This is a genomic window from Roseomonas sp. KE0001, from assembly GCF_016107285.1.
Taxonomy (GTDB): domain Bacteria; phylum Pseudomonadota; class Alphaproteobacteria; order Acetobacterales; family Acetobacteraceae; genus Pseudoroseomonas.
The window spans coordinates 1-15744 of record NZ_RCVQ01000012.1; the positions used below are offsets into that span (position 1 = coordinate 1).

General features: G+C 72.6%; 14 protein-coding genes. 8 read left to right on the forward strand and 6 right to left on the reverse strand.

The genetic code is table 11. The features are described 5' to 3' along the window. Positions 1-232 precede the first annotated feature (232 nt). Positions 233-1207, reverse strand: coding sequence for a tripartite tricarboxylate transporter substrate-binding protein (locus D9598_RS18430; RefSeq protein ID WP_198368014.1), 975 nt, complete (start codon positions 1205-1207; stop codon positions 233-235). A gap of 193 nt (positions 1208-1400) precedes the next feature. Beyond that, the gene (locus tag D9598_RS18435; protein ID WP_198368015.1) at positions 1401-2291 is read right to left on the reverse strand and encodes a LysR substrate-binding domain-containing protein; all 891 of its coding nucleotides are present in this window, start codon (positions 2289-2291) and stop codon (positions 1401-1403) included. A 113-nt stretch (positions 2292-2404) separates the two neighbouring features. Between D9598_RS18435 and D9598_RS18440 the strand changes: the two genes are divergently transcribed. After that, positions 2405-2656, forward strand: coding sequence for a DUF1127 domain-containing protein (locus D9598_RS18440; RefSeq protein ID WP_198368016.1), 252 nt, complete (start codon positions 2405-2407; stop codon positions 2654-2656). A gap of 18 nt (positions 2657-2674) precedes the next feature. Here the strand turns inward: D9598_RS18440 and D9598_RS18445 are convergent, their stop codons facing one another. Further along, positions 2675-3004 (reverse strand): hypothetical protein, encoded by a 330-nt coding sequence (locus D9598_RS18445; RefSeq protein ID WP_198368017.1) that lies wholly within the window; start codon positions 3002-3004, stop codon positions 2675-2677. 242 nt (positions 3005-3246) lie between these two features. Here D9598_RS18445 and serA point away from each other — a divergent pair, with 242 nt between their 5' ends. The 6 genes from serA to D9598_RS18475 all read left to right on the forward strand — a co-directional run bounded on the left by serA (position 3247) and on the right by D9598_RS18475 (position 8016). Then, entirely contained in the window at positions 3247-4539 is a 1293-nt protein-coding gene (gene serA, locus D9598_RS18450; RefSeq protein WP_232477429.1) for a phosphoglycerate dehydrogenase, read from the forward strand. 119 nt (positions 4540-4658) lie between these two features. Then, positions 4659-5510: a 3-deoxy-8-phosphooctulonate synthase gene (gene kdsA / locus D9598_RS18455; protein ID WP_198368018.1), complete on the forward strand. Its 852-nt coding sequence runs from the start codon at positions 4659-4661 to the stop codon at positions 5508-5510. Then, complete coding sequence (locus D9598_RS18460; protein ID WP_198368019.1) at positions 5507-6253, forward strand: 3-deoxy-manno-octulosonate cytidylyltransferase; 747 nt, start codon at positions 5507-5509, stop codon at positions 6251-6253. Before kdsA ends, D9598_RS18460 begins: the two co-directional genes overlap by 4 nt. A 172-nt stretch (positions 6254-6425) precedes the next feature. Then, the gene (locus tag D9598_RS18465; RefSeq protein WP_198368020.1) at positions 6426-6611 is read left to right on the forward strand and encodes a CsbD family protein; all 186 of its coding nucleotides are present in this window, start codon (positions 6426-6428) and stop codon (positions 6609-6611) included. 161 nt (positions 6612-6772) lie between these two features. Further along, entirely contained in the window at positions 6773-7711 is a 939-nt protein-coding gene (locus D9598_RS18470; RefSeq protein ID WP_232477430.1) for a hypothetical protein, read from the forward strand. A gap of 26 nt (positions 7712-7737) precedes the next feature. Then, positions 7738-8016: a CsbD family protein gene (locus D9598_RS18475; RefSeq protein ID WP_198368021.1), complete on the forward strand. Its 279-nt coding sequence runs from the start codon at positions 7738-7740 to the stop codon at positions 8014-8016. Between the two features lie 71 nt (positions 8017-8087). Here D9598_RS18475 and D9598_RS18480 read toward each other — a convergent pair whose 3' ends face one another. From D9598_RS18480 to D9598_RS18490, 3 genes are all read right to left on the reverse strand, one after another. After that, positions 8088-8987: a PPK2 family polyphosphate kinase gene (locus D9598_RS18480; RefSeq protein WP_198368022.1), complete on the reverse strand. Its 900-nt coding sequence runs from the start codon at positions 8985-8987 to the stop codon at positions 8088-8090. A 119-nt stretch (positions 8988-9106) separates the two neighbouring features. Continuing rightward, the gene (locus tag D9598_RS18485; RefSeq protein WP_198368023.1) at positions 9107-9532 is read right to left on the reverse strand and encodes an OmpA family protein; all 426 of its coding nucleotides are present in this window, start codon (positions 9530-9532) and stop codon (positions 9107-9109) included. Further along, positions 9529-10767 carry a cupin domain-containing protein gene (locus D9598_RS18490; RefSeq protein WP_198368024.1) on the reverse strand — a complete coding sequence of 413 codons (1239 nt, stop codon included), beginning with the start codon at positions 10765-10767 and terminating at the stop codon, positions 9529-9531. The genes D9598_RS18485 and D9598_RS18490 overlap by 4 nt, the downstream gene beginning before the upstream one ends. Positions 10768-10973: 206 nt before the next feature. On the opposite strand from D9598_RS18490, the gene D9598_RS18495 reads away from it, so the two are divergent. Then, positions 10974-15674, forward strand: a complete 4701-nt coding sequence (locus tag D9598_RS18495) for an NAD-glutamate dehydrogenase domain-containing protein (protein ID WP_198368025.1) — start codon at positions 10974-10976, stop codon at positions 15672-15674. Positions 15675-15744: the final 70 nt, after the last annotated feature.

The window sequence follows — 15744 nt, forward strand, 5'->3', positions numbered from 1 at the left end:
TGGGCCGAAGCCCGTAGCCTCTCCGCTCAGCAGAGGAAGGCGTATCTAGGAGCCCTTCGGCCGCCCGTCAACCCCTCTATCATCAGCCAATCGAAGTCCGTTCGCCGTTCAGCAGCGCCAACCGGCGGCGTGGACGGGCTTTTACGGGGCATCCCGCATCCCGTCAAACCCCTTTTTTTACCATTCCTCTTCCGGAACGAGGGCCGCGGCGTGGCGGCCCTCCCCATGCGCCTCAGCTGTCGGCGCGGATGTCATTCTCCCGGATCACCTTGCCCCACTTGGCGATCTCGCCTTCCAGGAAGCGGCCGCATTCCTCCGGCCCCGTGGCTTTCACGTCGGCGCCCTGCTCCTCGATCTTCTGCCGGACGGCCGGCTCGGCGAGGGTCCTGGCCAGCGCCGCCTGCATCTTGTCCACGATCGGCTTGGGCGTGCCGGCGCGCCCGAGGAAGGCCCACCAGGTCGGCGCCTCGAAGTCTCCCACCCCTTGTTGCGCGAAGCTTTGCACGCCCGGCACGTGGCGCGTCTCGCCCCGAGTCGTGACGCCAATGGGGCGCAGCACGCCGGAGCGGATGTGCTGGTTGATCACCACCACGTTGGACATGAACAGCGGCACGTGGCCCGCCACGGCATCCTGCGTCGCCGGCCCGCCCCCGCGATAGGGGACATGCACCATGCGGAAGTCCCCCTGCTGTTGCAGCAGGGTGGTCGCCACATGCGCCAGGCCGCCGACGCCGCTGGTGGCGAAGTTCAGCGTGTTCGGGGCCGCTTTGGCCGCCTTGACGATGTCGGCGTAGCTGCGGAAGGGGGTGCTCTGATGCGCCACGAGGGCCAGCGGCCCCGTCGCCACCAGGCTGACCGGCGTGAAGGCCTCCATGGTGCGGAAGGGCAGCCGCATCACGCTCTCGTTGGTGGCCTGGGTGTCATAGGCCAGCAACCAGGTATAGCCGTCCGGCTCGGCCCGCGCCGCCTCGCCGGCCCCGATGGCGCCGGAGGCGCCACCGCGGTTCTCGATGACCACGGCCCGTCCCAGGATCTCCTGCAACCGCGGCTGGAAGATCCGCGCGACCGTATCGGTGCTGCCCCCCGGGGGCCAGGCGACGATCAGGCGGATGGTCTTGTCCGGCCAGCCGGTCTCGGCCCGCAGGACCCCCGGCATCGCCAGCAACCCCGTGCCCGCCGCCAGCAGGCCTCGGCGCTTGATGAACATTCCCGTCTCATCCTCTCTCATTCGCCGCCGGGGCAGGCCCGTCGGCGGTCTTCTTTCTTGGACGAAAGGAGAGAACGGCTCCGTACCGGCCGCGGCCTGCGATCAGGTCCGCTGGACCCTCGTCGCGGCCGGACACCCGATGCAGGCTCCCTCTCCCCTTCAAGTGAAGGAGAGCACTGCCCCGCCGCTGTCATCAAGCGCCGTTTGGCAGCCCACCGGGCTCGTGGCGGAAGCCCTCCACGATGTGGCGCTCCAGGGCCCGCGCCGAGGAACTCTCCGAGGCCCGGGCCAGGGCGATCTCGAATTCCGGCAGCGCCGGCAGCCCGTCCGCGGCATCGAGCATCCTCAGCCCCGGCGGCAGGGGGGCCGCCAGCCCGACCGTGATGGCGAGCCCCGCCAGGACCACGGCATGGGTGCCCATCTGCGCGCTGGAACTGTAGGTGAGGCGCCAGGGCACCCCGGCGGCGTCGAGCGCCGTCGTCGCCGCGGTGCGCCAGACGCAGCTGGGCTGCGCCAGCGACAGCTTCAGCGGCCGCTGGCGGTGCACCGCATGCGCCACCGAACCCACCCATTGCAGCGGACCGCGCCAGAGCGTGAGGCCGGCGCGCGGCTCGCGCTCATTGCCGGCCGAGTAGAGGCTGAGGTCGAGCTCGCCACGCTCCATTCGCTCCAGAAGCTCGTTGGAGGGCGCGCAGATCACCTCCAGTTCCACCGCCGGATGCGCCTCGGCGAAGCGGGCCAGAATCTCGGGCAGCCACAGCAGGACATAGTCGTCCGGCGTGCCCAGGCGGATCAGCCCGGCGATCTCGGGCGTGCGGAAATTGGCCAGCATCTCGTCATGCATGCTGAGCCAGGGGCGGGCGCGGTCCAGCAGCCAGGCGCCGTGCGGCGTCAGGGAGAAGCCGCGCGCGCCCCGCACCAGCAGCGGCTGGCCGAGCATCTCCTCGAGCCGGCGCATCTGCATCGAGACGGCAGACTGGGTTCGCCCCACGCGCTGCGCGGCGCGGGTCACGCTCGCGCCCTCGGCGATCAGCACGAAGGAGCGCAGCAGGTCGGGGTCCAGGCCTGGCGGGAGGGCAAGCATGGGATCAGCATCAACGATGCTGATGCCCTCCGTCAAAACAATTCGTTTTTCTTATGTCGATGGCGCATCCATCCTGATGGCATCCGCCACCCTGAGAGGAAAGGCCACAGGCCATGTCCGCCTATCTCAGCCCTCCCCCGCCCTCGAACTGCGCCACCCCTCGCGCTCTGGCCGCACGGGTCTCCGCCCGCCCGGCCGCCGCCGGCTGGAGGGCCTTCCTCCGCCGCGCCCTGCACGCCATCGAGACCCGCCAGCAGCTGGCCGAGATGGACGCGCGGATGCTCAAGGACATCGGGCTCAGCCGGGCCGAGGCCCTGGAGGAGGCCCATCGCGCCCCCTGGGATCTCGGCCGGCGGCGGCCCTGATCCCGGTCCGGGAGCGTCTCAGGCGGCCAGGGGCCGGGCCGCCGTCCCGCGCAGCAGGGCCGCGGCCCAGCGCGGGGCCTCCCGCAGCAGGCCGTCCAGCCTGACGGGCGAGAGGGACTCGGCGTGCTCGCGCGCGGTCACGGCCTCCGCATCCCAGCCGGCCAGGGCCTCCGGCGGCGGCATATCCTGCCCGCCCAGGGCCCGCGCCCGGCGGGCGGTGTCCAGGATGCGCGCCGCCGCGTCCAGCCGCAGGCGCTCGATCAGTTCGCCCCGGGCGATCTCGCCCAGCGCATCCATCATCACCCGCCGGCGCCCGGCCGGCGGCAGTTCCATCATTTCGACAGCCATGTCGGAATCTCCATTCGTTCCCCGCTTCTTCGGATGGCGGAGCATGAGACCGGGACATGGGCCGGGGCGGCCGGCGCCACAAGGCGAATCCGGCTCCGAGCCGCCCGTCTTCCGCATGGCTCCCCGCACCCCATGTTTCTGGACGGGGCGAAGCGCCCCCCACGGGCCTGACCGCCGACGCGGGCCTCGTCCGAGCGTTTCGCACTTCTCGAAAGCCCGTCGCCGGGGCATTGAACCCGCCCATGTCGAAGATCCAGCGCGCCATGCCGAACTCCCTGCCGCCGCAACTCTCGAACCAGCGGATCTCGCTGCCGAAGGACCGCATCCGGATCCTGTTGCTGGAAGGGGTGGCGGATACCGCCCTCTCGCTGCTGGCCGCCGCCGGCTACACCAATGTCCAGCGCGAGTCGAAGGCCCTGGAAGGCGAGGCGCTGAAGCAGGCGCTGCAGGGCGTCCATCTCCTCGGCATCCGCTCCCGCACCCAGCTCACGCGCGAGGTGCTGGAGGCGGCGGACCGGCTGATCGCCGTCGGCTGCTTCTGCATCGGCACCAACCAGGTCGATCTCGGCGCCGCCAAGAACCTCGGCATCCCGGTCTTCAACGCCCCCTTCTCCAACACCCGCAGCGTGGCGGAGCTGGTGATGGGCGAGATCATCATGCTGCTGCGACGCATCCCCGACCGCTCCCGCAGCGCGCATGAGGGCGGCTGGGACAAGTCGGCGGCGAACAGCCGCGAGGTGCGCGGCAAGACGCTCGGCATCGTCGGCTACGGCAATATCGGCAGCCAGCTCTCGGTCATGGCCGAGGCGCTGGGCATGCGCGTGGTCTATTTCGACACCGTGCCCAAGCTGCCGCACGGCAATGCCGTCGCCGCCGCCAGCCTGACCGATCTGCTCGGCGCCGCCGATGTGGTCAGCCTCCATGTCCCCGAGACCCCCGCCACCGAGGGGATGATCGGCGCCGCCGAGGTCGCCGCCATGCGGCCCGGCACCATCCTGATCAACAATGCCCGCGGCAAGGTGGTGGATCTGCAGGCGGTGGCCGATGCGCTGCGCACCGGCCATCTGCTCGGCGCCGCCGCCGATGTCTTCCCCGAGGAGCCGAAGCGCAATGGCGAGCGCTTCTCCTCCCCGCTGCAGGGCCTGCCCAACGTCATCCTGACGCCGCATATCGGCGGCAGCACCGAGGAGGCGCAGGATCGCATCGGCGAGGAGACGGCGCGCAAGCTCTCCGACTATTCGGACACCGGCGCCACGCTGGGCGCGGTCAACTTCCCCGAGGTGACGCTGCCGGCGCGGCCCTCCGGCACCCGCTTCATGCATGTCCACCGCAACGCCCCCGGCGTGCTGGCGGCGATGAACGAGGTGTTCAGCCGCTTCAGCCTGAACATCAGCGCCCAGTATCTGCAGACCGATCCCGAGATCGGCTATGTCGTGGTCGATGCGGAGCAGGTGCTGGAGCCCGAGGCGGTGCTGGCGGCGCTGCGCGAGATCCCCGGCACGCTGCGCGCCCGGCTGCTCTACGAGCGGCACTGAACGAACGGCCCCGGGCGGCGGCGGCTGGCCCGCGCCGGCCCCGGCGGTTAAGTAAGCGCTGATCTATCGGACGAGGGTGGGCGCGCGCCCGGCCTCGCCGTGTTTCCGGAGGCCGCGTCATGCTCCCCCCCAATCCCATCGTCGAGGTCGGCGCCGTCCGCTTCGGCAACCACCTGCCCGTGGCCGTCATCGCCGGCCCCTGCCAGATGGAGAGCCGCCAGCACGCGCTCGAGACGGCGCAGGCGCTGAGGGAGATCGCGGCCCGGCTCGGCATCGGCCTCGTCTACAAGACCTCCTTCGACAAGGCGAACCGCACCAGCGCCAGCGCCGCGCGCGGCATGGGGATGGCGGCCGCCCTGCCGGTGTTCGCCGAGATCCGCGAGAGCCTCGGCCTGCCCGTGCTGACCGACGTGCACGAGCGCGAGCACTGCGCGCCGGTGGCCGAGGTGGTGGACATCCTGCAGATCCCGGCCTTCCTCTGCCGCCAGACCGACCTGCTGCTGGCCGCCGCCGCCACCGGCCGGGCCGTCAATGTCAAAAAGGGGCAGTTCCTGGCGCCCTGGGACATGGCCCATGTGGTCGAGAAGCTGACCGGCGCGGGCAATCCGAATGTGCTGCTGACCGACCGCGGCACCAGCTTCGGCTACAACACGCTGGTCTCCGACTTCCGTGGCCTGCCGGTCATGGCCCGCACCGGCGCGCCGGTGATCTTCGACGCCACCCATTCGGTGCAGCAGCCGGGCGGCCAGGGCGGTTCCTCCGGCGGGCAGCGGGAGTTCGTCCCCGTCCTCGCGCGCGCCGCCGTGGCGGTGGGCGTCGCCGGGCTGTTCATCGAGACCCACCAGGACCCGGACCGCGCTCCCTCGGACGGCCCCAACATGGTGCCGCTCGCCGCGTTCGAACCGCTGCTGGCCCAGCTGATCGCGCTCGACCGGCTGAGCAAGGCGCAGCAGGCGGAGGCGTCGGCGTGAACCCCGTCGTCCTGATCCCCTCGCGGCTGGCGGCGACGCGCCTGCCCAACAAGCCGCTGGCCGATCTGCATGGCGAGCCGATGATCGTCGCCGTCTGGCGCCGCGCCGTCGAGGCCGATGTCGCCCCGGTCTGGATCGCCACCGACACGCCGGCCATCGCCGAGGCCGTGCGGGCCGCCGGCGGGCAGGCGGTGCTCACCGCGCCGGACCATCCCTCCGGCTCCGACCGGGTCTTCGAGGCGCTGAACCGGATCGACGCCGAGCATCGCTTCGATGCCGTGATCAACGTGCAGGGTGACCTGCCGACCGTGGCCCCCGCCACCATCCGCGCCGCCGCGCAGCCGCTCTCGGACCCGGAGGTGGCCATCGGCACCGCTGTCGCGCCGATCCTGCGCCAGGAGGAGCGCGAGGCGTCCAGCGTGGTCAAGATGGTGGGCACGCCGCTCGGGGCGGGACGCTTCCGCGCGCTCTATTTCACCCGCGCCCAGGCACCCTGGGGCGAGGGGCCGCTCTACCACCATATCGGCCTCTATGCCTGGCGGCGCGAGGCGCTGGCGCGCTTCGTCCGGCTGCCGCCGTCCACCCTGGAGCAGCGCGAGAAGCTGGAGCAGCTCCGCGCCCTGGAGGCGGGGATGCGGATCGACGCGATGGAGGTGGCCGAGGTGCCGCTCGGCGTCGATACGCCCGAGGACCTGGAGCGCGCCCGCGCCATCCTGCGGGGCCGGCTGCCCAGCGGCGGCTGACCGACGCTCGTCGCGGCACCGGCGCTTCCTGCCTGCCGCTCCCCCGGGCCTCCCGTGTTGCGGGAAGCGCTGTCGCAACCAATGCAAGGCCCCGGCCGTTTCCCTGTCAGAGCCACCATGATGAGTGGCCGGGCGGCAATTCTGCCGCGCCGACAATGAAAGCAGGAAAGCCATGGTCGACAAGGATCGCATCGAGGGCGCCGCCAAGCAGGCCAAGGGCGCCATCAAGGAAGCCGCCGGCAAGGTGACCGGCAGCACCTCGACCGAGATCGAAGGCAAGGCCGACAAGGCCGAGGGCAAGGCGCAGAGCGCCGCCGGCAAGGTCAAGGACGCGGCGCGGGATACCGTCAGCCGCTGATCGCTGCAGCCTGCTGAGGCGGCCAGAAGACGACCGGCCGGGGGCGCCGCCATCGCGCGCCCCCGGACGCTCGCTCCGCGCCGCCGCTCCGCCGCGCCGGCTCCCCGGCGCGCGACCAGGAAAGCCTTCAGACTGGCCCTGACCGGCCGGAGATGGAACCGATGCCAAGCAGCACGACCGCAGATTCCTATGGGGCCAGCGTCCAGGGCGCACCCAGCCTGCACACCCGCATCTCCTGGGGAGCCGTTTTCGCCGGCACCGTGATCGCCATCTCGGTGGGCGCGACCCTCAATATCCTGGGCGCCGCCATTGGCGCCAACCTGGTGGACACCACCCAGCAGACGACGCCCGAAGCCAGCAGCTTCGGCATCGGCGGTGGCATCTGGCTGCTGCTCTCCAACCTGATCGGCCTCGGCCTCGGCGCCTATGCGGCGGCGCGCCTTTCCGGCACCGCCGACGGCACGGACGGCACGCTGCACGGCCTGGCCACCTGGGGAACCACCACCCTGCTCACCGCCCTCGTGCTGGGCAGCGTCGCGGGCAGCGCCATCTCCACCGTGGGCAGCGGCGTCAGCAGCATCGTCGGCGGCGCGGCGCGCGGGGCGGGCAACCTGGCCTCCGCCGCCGGCAGCGAGGTTTCCGAGCGCACCGGCAATGACACGCTGCAATCCGCCGCGCAGCAGGTGATCGACCGCGCGCGCAACGCCCTCACCGCCACCGGCGGCGACCCGGCACAGATGAACAGTGACCAGCGCAAGGCCGAGATCGGCCGGCTGGTGGGCCAGCGCCTGACGGATGGCCAGCTGCCCCAGCAGGACCGCGACCGCCTGGTGAACCTGGTGGCCGCCGAGGCGGGCGTCAGCCCCGACGAGGCGCGGGCTCGCATCCAGCAGGCCGAGCAGCAGGCGCAGCAGACTCTGGAGCAGGCGGAGCGGCAGGCCCGCGAGGCGGCCGATGCCGCGGCCCGCGCGGCCTCCCTCGCCGCCTACTTCGCCTTCGGCACCCTGCTGCTGGGCGCCATCGTCGCCATCCTGGGCGCACGCGCCGGAACCCGCGCCACCTATGCCGACCGCCCTTTGGCCCGCAGCGCCTATCGTTGATCGAACCTGAGAGGAACAACATCATCATGAACAGCGACCGTATCGAAGGCACCACCCGCGACGTCACCGGCCGTGTGCAGGAAGGCTTCGGCAAGCTGACCGGCGACGAGCAGCACCAGGCCGAGGGGCTGGCCAAGCAGGTCGCCGGCCGCGCCCAGGAAGCCTATGGCGAGGCCAAGGACTATGCCCAGCATGCCGGGGAGCGGGTGGTCCGCGTGGTGGAGCAGCAGCCGGTGACCTCGCTGCTGATCGTCGGCGCCATCGGCTACGTGCTGGGCCTGTTGACGTCCCGCCGCTGGGACTGAACCGGCCGCCGGACCGGATAGCACCCGGTCAGGGCGCGGAACCGCAAGGCCGGTTCCGCGCCCGCCGCGTTTCAGGAGACCGGGTCGGTCTCCGCCTCCAGCGCCTGCCTGGCCTCCGCCATGGCCTTCAGGCCCGCCTCGGTCATCTTCGGGTAATGCGGATCGATGCCCTCGAGCGCCTCGATCATGGCCTCGACGACGATCAGCCGGGTCATCCACTTCTGGTCCGCCGGCACCACATACCAGGGCGCGTGCGGCGCGGCGGTGGCGCGGATCGCCGCCTCATAAGCCTCCTGATAGGCCGTCCAGTGCCGCCGCTCGGCGATGTCTGAAGGCTCCAGCTTCCAGTTCTTCTCGGGCTCGCGGATGCGGTCGAGGAAGCGTCGGCGCTGCTCCTCCGGGCTCAGGTGCAGGAAGAACTTCAGAACCACCATGCCCTGCCGCGCGAGATAGCGCTCATAGGCGGCGATATCCTCCAGCCGCTGGTCCCAGATCTCCGGCGAGACCACCTCGGGCGGCAGCTTCTGCCGCTCCAGGATGGAGGGATGCAACCGCACCACCAGCACCTCCTCATACCAGGAGCGGTTGTGGATGCCGATCATCCCGCGACTCGGCAGGCGCAGCACATGACGGCGCATGAAGTCCATGTCGAGTTCGACCGGCCCCGGCGCCTTGAAGGCATGGACCTGACAACCCTGCGGATTGAGGCCGGTGAACACGTGCTTGATGGCCCCGTCCTTGCCCGCGGCGTCCATCGCCTGGAACATGACGAAGACCGCGTGGCGGTCCTGGGCGTAGAGCCGATCCTGCAGTTCCGAGAGGCGGGCCACGCCTTCCTGCAGCAGCTTCTTGGCATCGCCGCGATCCAGGTCGTCGGTCTTGTGTCGGGTCGGGTGGTCGGCCAGCCGGAAGTCCTTGCCGTGCTCGACGCGGCAGGCGGCGGTAAGGCGTTGAGCGATGTCGCGGGGCATGGGGCGTCCTTCTTCTGCACGGCGCGCGCCCTCCCGCCGCCTCCGCGCGCGGGGTCGCCGCCGGAAGGCTAGCGCGACGATCCCCCGCCGGGTTGCCGCCGCGCCCCGGGGGGGGTGGTTCAGGGAAGCACGACGATGGTGACGCTGCGCGCCTCGCGGTTGGGCGTGCGGGTGGCGAAGCCCGGGTTGCGCGCCTCGGCGCGGATGCGGTCCCGTTCGATGCCATGCTCGACGGAGAGCATCTCCGAGATCTCCCGCGCCCGCTGTGCCGCGAGTTGGGTGCTGGTGGCCTGCCCCCCTTCCCGCACCGCATGTCCGAGGACGCAGAGGTTGCGGGCCGGATTCTCCCGGGCCAGGGCGGCGGCGGCCGCCACCGGGGTGCGGGCGGCCTCGCCCGGCCGGGCGCTGCGGGGCGCGAAGGGCACCTCGAAGACATCGTCCTCCAGCTTCTCGGCGCCGACGCAGTTGAACTCGCGCGGCTGCGCCAGCGCGGCGGAACTGGCGGCCAGGGCCAGCAGGAGGGCCGGCAACAGAAGAGGCATCATGTCGGGGCCAGGACTCCGGACTGGGCCAGGCGCCGCAGCAGCGCGGCGGCCTCCACGGCGGGATGGGCCGAACGCAACTCGGTCTCGGTACTGTCCGGGCGGCTCAGCAGCCAGTTCGCCGCCTCGGCCTCGGCGGGGGCGAGCGTCACCGCCCCGCCCGGCGCCTTCAGCACCCATTCGGCGCCGCGCCGCACCGCCTTGGCCCCCGGCACCAGCACGCGGAAGGCCGCGCCCTCGGCCTCGGCACCCCCTCCGGCGGGGCCGGCACCGGCCGCCGCCGGGGCGATGCCGCGCGCCGCCAGCAGGTCGTTGCCGCCCCGGCGATGGCGGTAGTCGGCGACGAACTTCGCCAGCACCTCCATCACCTTCGGGTCGCGCGTCAGCTCCGACAGGCGCTGGCCCAGCTGCGCGGCGCGGCTGGTGAGGGCGAACCTCGCCGCCGCGCTGCCGTCCTGCCGCGGCAGGGGCTGGCGGAAGGCGGGCTCGTACAGCACCCGCTCCAGCAGCATGTTCATCAGGTCCATCCCCAGCGGCGCACTGACGCCATAGGCGATGTGGACCGAGCTCGGCGCCTCGGCCAGGGCGTCATGGTACCAGCCGCGCGGCAGGTAGAGCAGGTCGCCGGCCTTCACCGTCACCTTGCCGCGCAGCCTCCCCTTGGCCTGGTCGTGATGCGCCTGGCCCAGGCTGCGGAAGGCGGGATGGGCGATCGGCCATTCGGCCCGCCCCTCCCAGATGTTCCAACTCTTCTCGCCCTCGACCTGGACGGCCCAGACGTCATGCGTGTCGAAATGGGAGGGGAAGGCCTTATGGCTCTGCCAGGAGATGTAGACATTGGCCTGGGCCTTGCCGAGCCCGGCCTCCTCCAGCGCGTCCGAGACGGCGGCGAGGCCCGGCGTCAGGCTGTCCACGTCGTTCATCACGATCGAGGCGCCGCGCCCGACCCATTGCGCCACCATCCGCGCATCCGGCTGCTGCACCGGGGTGTTGTCCCGCCCGGTGGCGCGGACGCAGTACTGCTCGGGCGGCACCGGCGTGCCGTCCAGCACCAGCTTGAGCGACTGGCTGGACCAGATGTGCGTCTGGTCCAGCAGGCGGTTGATCTGCCGCCAGGACAGCACCGCGGCGAACTTGGCGGCGCCGCCCTGAACGTGCAGCGGCTGCTTGTCATAATACTCGGCGAAGAACTGCTCCGGCGTGATCGGGGCGAGGAGATCGGCGAGCGTCAGGGTCATGGCCGCAGGTTAACCCTGGAAGGGCGGCGGCGGCCAGGGGGGTCGAGGAGGGGTCCGGCTCCCCCTGACATCTCCTCTCCGACCGCCCATCGACGCCAAAGAATCATGCAGCCTGCCAAGAAAAGCGGCACGCCATGCCTTGAACCGGATAGCCCGGCGGCCGATCCTGCCAGAAGGGCTGAAACCGAGCGAAGGAGGCGAAGGGCATGCCGGAAGGCGATATCCACGGTGGCGGGGTACGCGTCGAGCTGCTGCGCGCGGCTGTCGAGGCCCTGCACCGACACGCGCCCGACCTCCCCCCGGCGGCCACCGAACTGCTGCACCGGCTGAGCGAGGCCCTGCCCACCGCGGAGCTGGCGGCCGAGCCGCCGGAACGGCTGGCCCGGGCCGCCGCCAGCCTTTTCGCCCATGCCGCCGAGCGGCAGCCCGGCAGCGCCAAGGTGCGGCTCCTGCCGCCGGGGCCCGGGCGGGGCGCCGTGGCGGTGGCCGAGATCGCCACCGAGGACATGCCCTTCCTGGTCGACAGCGTCCTGGCGGCCCTGGCGCTCTCCGGCCGCACGCCGCACCGGCTCCTGCATCCGGTGCTGCGCGTCCGGCGCGACGCGGCCGGGCGGCTGCTCGAATTCGCCCCCGAGGGCACTGCCGAAAGCCTGATGCATATCGAGATCGCCCCCGGCCAAGCGCGCCAGATCGGCGGCGGCGAGCCGCCGCGGGAGGGCTGGGCGGCCACCGAGGCGGCGCTGAACCGCGCCCTGACCGAGGTCCGGCTGGCGGTGCGGGACTTCCCCGCCGTGCTGGAGCGGCTCCGTCAGGCCGGCGGGGAGATCGGCGCCGGCGGCGATGCGGGCGCCGATATCGAGGCCGGCCGCGCCTTCCTCGCCTGGCTCGCGGAGGACAACTTCGTCTTTCTCGGCCACCGGCTGATCCGCTTCGGCCGTGACGGCGCGCCGGACATGGCGGAGGATCACCTGGGCCTGCTGCGCGACGAGAGCCTGCCGGTCTTCGATGCGCTGCGCGACCTCGCCGCCGTGCCGCCCGCCGTGCGCGCCTCGCTGCGGGAAGGCGCGCCGCTGGCCATCGCCAAGGCCAATATGCGCGCCCGCGTGCATCGCCCGCAGCATGCCGACGTGATCGCCACCAAGGTCTTCGGCCCCGGCGGCGAGGTCGCCGGGGTGCGACTCTTCCTCGGCCTCTTCGCCGCCTCGGCGTATAATCGCAACCCGCGCAGCATTCCCTGGCTCGCCTCCAAGGTGGAGCGCATCCTGGCCATGGCGGGGGTGCAGCCCGACAGCCATGACGGCCGCGCGCTGCGCAACATCCTCGACACCTGGCCGCGCGACGAGCTGTTCCAGGCCGACGACGCCTCGGTCCTGGCCGGCGCCCACCGGGCGCTCGACCTGTTCATCCGCCCGCGCCCGGCGCTGTCGATCCGCCGCGACCCCTTCGAGCGCTTCATCTCGGCCATCGCCTGGCTGCCGCGCGACACCTTCGACACCCGCCTGCGCGAGAAGGTCGGCGGCATCATCGCCCGCGCCTTCGGCGGCCGCCTCTCCGCCTTCCACATCGCGCTCGGCGACACGCCGCTGGCACGGGTGCACTACATCATCGGCACGGTGCCGGGCGCCGTGGCCGAGGTGGAGGACACGGCGCTGGAGGCGGCCGTCGCCCAGGCCGCCCGCTCCTTCGCCGACCGGCTGGGCGAGGCGCTGACCGCCGAGCGCGGCGAGGCCGCCGCCGCCGAGGCCGTGGCCCGCTGGGGCGAGGCCTTCCCCGATGCCTATGCCGACCTCCACAGCGCCGAAACCGCGCTGGCCGACCTGCGGCTGGTGGAGGCGGCCACGGCGACCGGCCGCCCGGCGGCGCGGATCGAGCGACGCCCCGGCACCGGCCGGCGCAGCCTGGTGCTCCGCCTGGCCCATCCCGGCGGGCCGGTTCCGCTGGCCGATGTGCTGCCGGTCTTCGAGAGCCTGGACCTGCGCGCCATCGAGGAATGGCCCTTCCACCTGCGCGAGGGCGAGACGACCCGCGCCGTGCTGCATGTCTTCAACTTGGAAACCGGCGGCGAGCTCGACGAGGAGCGCTTCCCGCTCCTGCTGGAGGCGCTGGAGGCGCTGCAGTCCGGCCGGGCGGAAGTGGACGGCTTCAACCGGCTGGTGCCGCGGGCCGGCCTGGCCTGGCGCGAGGCCTGGCTGCTGCGCGCCCTGTTCCGCTGGCTGAAGCAGCTCGGCTTCACCTTCGCGCAAGGCTCGGTCGAGGCGGCGCTGGCCGCCACGCCGCAGGCCGCGCGGCTGCTGATCGACCTGTTCCATGCCCGCTTCGACCCTGCCCCGGAGGGCGATCGCGCGGCGGCCGAGGACCGCGCCGAGGCCGCCTGGGCGGCGCTGATGGAGACGATCGAGGACCCGGATGCCGACCGCATCCTCTCGCGCCTGCGCACCGCCCTCGAGGCCGTGCTGCGGACCAACTTCTATCAGGACAAGCCCTATCTGGCGCTGAAGATCGACAGCGCGAAGGGCGGCGAGATGCCGGCGCCGCGCCCCTGGCGCGAGATCTTCGTGCACGCCCCGCACATGGAGGGCTGCCATCTGCGCGCCGGTCCGGTGGCGCGCGGCGGCATCCGCTGGTCCGACCGTCGCGAGGATTTCCGCACCGAGATCCTGGGGCTGATGAAGGCGCAGCGGCTCAAGAACGTCGTCATCGTGCCGACCGGCGCCAAGGGCGGCTTCGTGCTGAAGGGCACCGTGCCGCCGGCCAGCGACCGCGAGGCCTTCATGGCCACCGGCATCGCCGCCTACCGGACGCTGATCCGCGCCATGCTGGACGTGACCGACAACCTGAAGGGCGAGGCCGTGGTGCCGCCGCCCCTGGTGGTCCGCCGCGATGGCGACGACCCCTATATCGTCGCCGCCGCCGACAAGGGCACGGCGACCTTCAGCGACATCGCCAACGGGCTGGCGCAGGAATACGGCTTCTGGCTGGACGACGCCTTCGCCTCCGGCGGCAGCCAGGGCTACGACCACAAGGCCATGGGCATCACCGCCAAGGGTACCTGGGTGATGATCGGGCGGCACTTCGCCGAGATGGGCCACGACATCCAGGCCGAGCCCTTCAGCATGGTGGGCGTCGGCGACATGTCGGGCGACGTCTTCGGCAACGGGCTGCTGGTGTCCCGCAAGACCCGGCTGCTGGCGGCCTTCGACCACCGCCACATCTTCATCGACCCCGACCCGGACCCGGAACGCTCCTATGCCGAGCGCGCCCGGCTCTTCGCCCTGCCGCGCTCCTCCTGGGCGGATTACGATGTCCGGCTGGTCAGCGAAGGGGGCGGCGTCTATCCGCGCAACGCCCGCTCCATCCCCCTCTCCGCGCAGGCGCGCGCCCTGCTCGGCATCGCGCAGAAGAAGCCCGATCCGGCGACGGTGATGAAGGCGATCCTGCGGGCGAAGGTGGACCTGCTCTACTTCGGCGGCATCGGCACCTACATCAAGGCCGCCTCCGAGAGTCAGGCCGAGGCCGGCGACCGCGCCAACGACGCCATCCGCGTCGACGGGCGCGAGGTGCGCGCCCGGGTCATCGGCGAGGGCGCCAATCTCGGCGTCACCCAGGCCGGGCGCATCGAGGCGGCGCGGCACGGGGCGGAGGGCCATGGCGTGCGCCTCAACACCGACGCGCTCGACAATTCCGCCGGCGTCTCGACCTCGGATCACGAGGTGAACATCAAGATCCTGCTGTCGGACGCCATCGCCGCCGGGGCGCTGACGCTGCGCCAGCGCGACGAGTTGCTGCGCCGCATGACCGACGAGGTCGGCGCCCTGGTGCTGCGCGACAACACCGAGCAGTCGCTCGCCATCTCGCTGGAGGCGGCGGCGGGGGCGGAGGCGCTGCCGGCGCATGCGGCGCTGATGGCGCGGCTGGAGGGCATCGGCCTGCTGGACCGCGCCGTGGCCGGCCTGCCGGACGCCGCGGCCCTGGCCGATCGTATCGCCGCCGGCCAGCCGCTCACCCGGCCGGAACTGTCCGCGCTGCTCCCCTTCGCCAAGCTGTGGCTGGCCGAGGCGATCGAGGCCGGCGACCTGCCGGACGATCCGGCCCTGCTGCCGCTGCTGGAGGAGTATTTCCCCACCGAGCTGCGGCGCGACTTCGCCCCCTTCATCGCCCGCCACCGGCTGCGGCGCGAATTGCTGGCGACCATCCTGGCCAATGCCGTGGCCAACCGCCTGGGCCCGGCCGAGCTGGCCCGCCTCGCCGCGGGCAGCGAGCCCGGCAGCGTCGCCCGCGCCGCCATCCTGGCCGACCGGCTGTTCGGGCTGGAGGAGGCGGCGCGGGCCGCCGATGCCGCCCCGGCGCCGGCGGCGGAGCGCTACGGCGCCCTGCTGGCGCTGCGGCAGCTGCAGGCGGCGACGGCGCGCGACCTGCTGGCCATGCCGGAGACGGAGCTGCCCCTGCGCGACGCGCTGGACCGGCTGCGGCCGGGCGTCGCCAGCCTGGTCTCCACCGAGACCGCCACCGCCGAGCCGGCCGCCCCGGGCCTGCCGGAGCAGGTGGCGCGGCTGGCCGCAGCGGCGCCCGCCCTGGCGGCGGCGCCGGCCATCATCCGGCTCGCCACCGAGGCCGGGGTGCCGCCGGCCCAGGCGGCGGCGGCCTGGCGGGAGGCGGGGGACGGCTTCCATCTGACGGCGCTGCGGCAGGCGGCGAACCGCGCCGTCGCCACCGGCCCCTTCGGCACCCGCGCCAAGGCGGCGCTGCTGGACGACCTCGCGGGGCTGCAGGCCCGGCTGGCCGGGGCCGCGCTGCGCGGCGCCCTGCCCCGGGCGGAGGCGGCCATCCGCATCGCCCAGGAAGCGGCGGCGCGGCCCGACCTCGCCGGCGTCACCGTGGCGGTGCGGGAGCTGGCCAAGGTGGCCTGAACCCGGCCAGGGGCCGTGCGCTTTCCCTGGGCCATGGCCGGGCGCCCCCCTGGCCATGGCCGCCCCCACC

Coding starts and splice junctions, on each gene's coding strand:
- D9598_RS18430 (WP_198368014.1), bottom strand. CDS start 1,207: ATGTTCATCAAGCGCCGAGGCCTGCTGGCGGCGGGCACGGGGTTGCTG.
- D9598_RS18485 (WP_198368023.1), bottom strand. CDS start 9,532: ATGATGCCTCTTCTGTTGCCGGCCCTCCTGCTGGCCCTGGCCGCCAGT.
- kdsA (WP_198368018.1), top strand. CDS start 4,659: ATGCTCCCCCCCAATCCCATCGTCGAGGTCGGCGCCGTCCGCTTCGGC.
- D9598_RS18440 (WP_198368016.1), top strand. CDS start 2,405: ATGTCCGCCTATCTCAGCCCTCCCCCGCCCTCGAACTGCGCCACCCCT.
- D9598_RS18465 (WP_198368020.1), top strand. CDS start 6,426: ATGGTCGACAAGGATCGCATCGAGGGCGCCGCCAAGCAGGCCAAGGGC.
- D9598_RS18495 (WP_198368025.1), top strand. CDS start 10,974: ATGCCGGAAGGCGATATCCACGGTGGCGGGGTACGCGTCGAGCTGCTG.
- D9598_RS18480 (WP_198368022.1), bottom strand. CDS start 8,987: ATGCCCCGCGACATCGCTCAACGCCTTACCGCCGCCTGCCGCGTCGAG.
- D9598_RS18445 (WP_198368017.1), bottom strand. CDS start 3,004: ATGGCTGTCGAAATGATGGAACTGCCGCCGGCCGGGCGCCGGCGGGTG.
- D9598_RS18435 (WP_198368015.1), bottom strand. CDS start 2,291: ATGCTTGCCCTCCCGCCAGGCCTGGACCCCGACCTGCTGCGCTCCTTC.
- D9598_RS18490 (WP_198368024.1), bottom strand. CDS start 10,767: ATGACCCTGACGCTCGCCGATCTCCTCGCCCCGATCACGCCGGAGCAG.
- D9598_RS18470 (WP_232477430.1), top strand. CDS start 6,773: ATGCCAAGCAGCACGACCGCAGATTCCTATGGGGCCAGCGTCCAGGGC.
- D9598_RS18475 (WP_198368021.1), top strand. CDS start 7,738: ATGAACAGCGACCGTATCGAAGGCACCACCCGCGACGTCACCGGCCGT.
- serA (WP_232477429.1), top strand. CDS start 3,247: ATGTCGAAGATCCAGCGCGCCATGCCGAACTCCCTGCCGCCGCAACTC.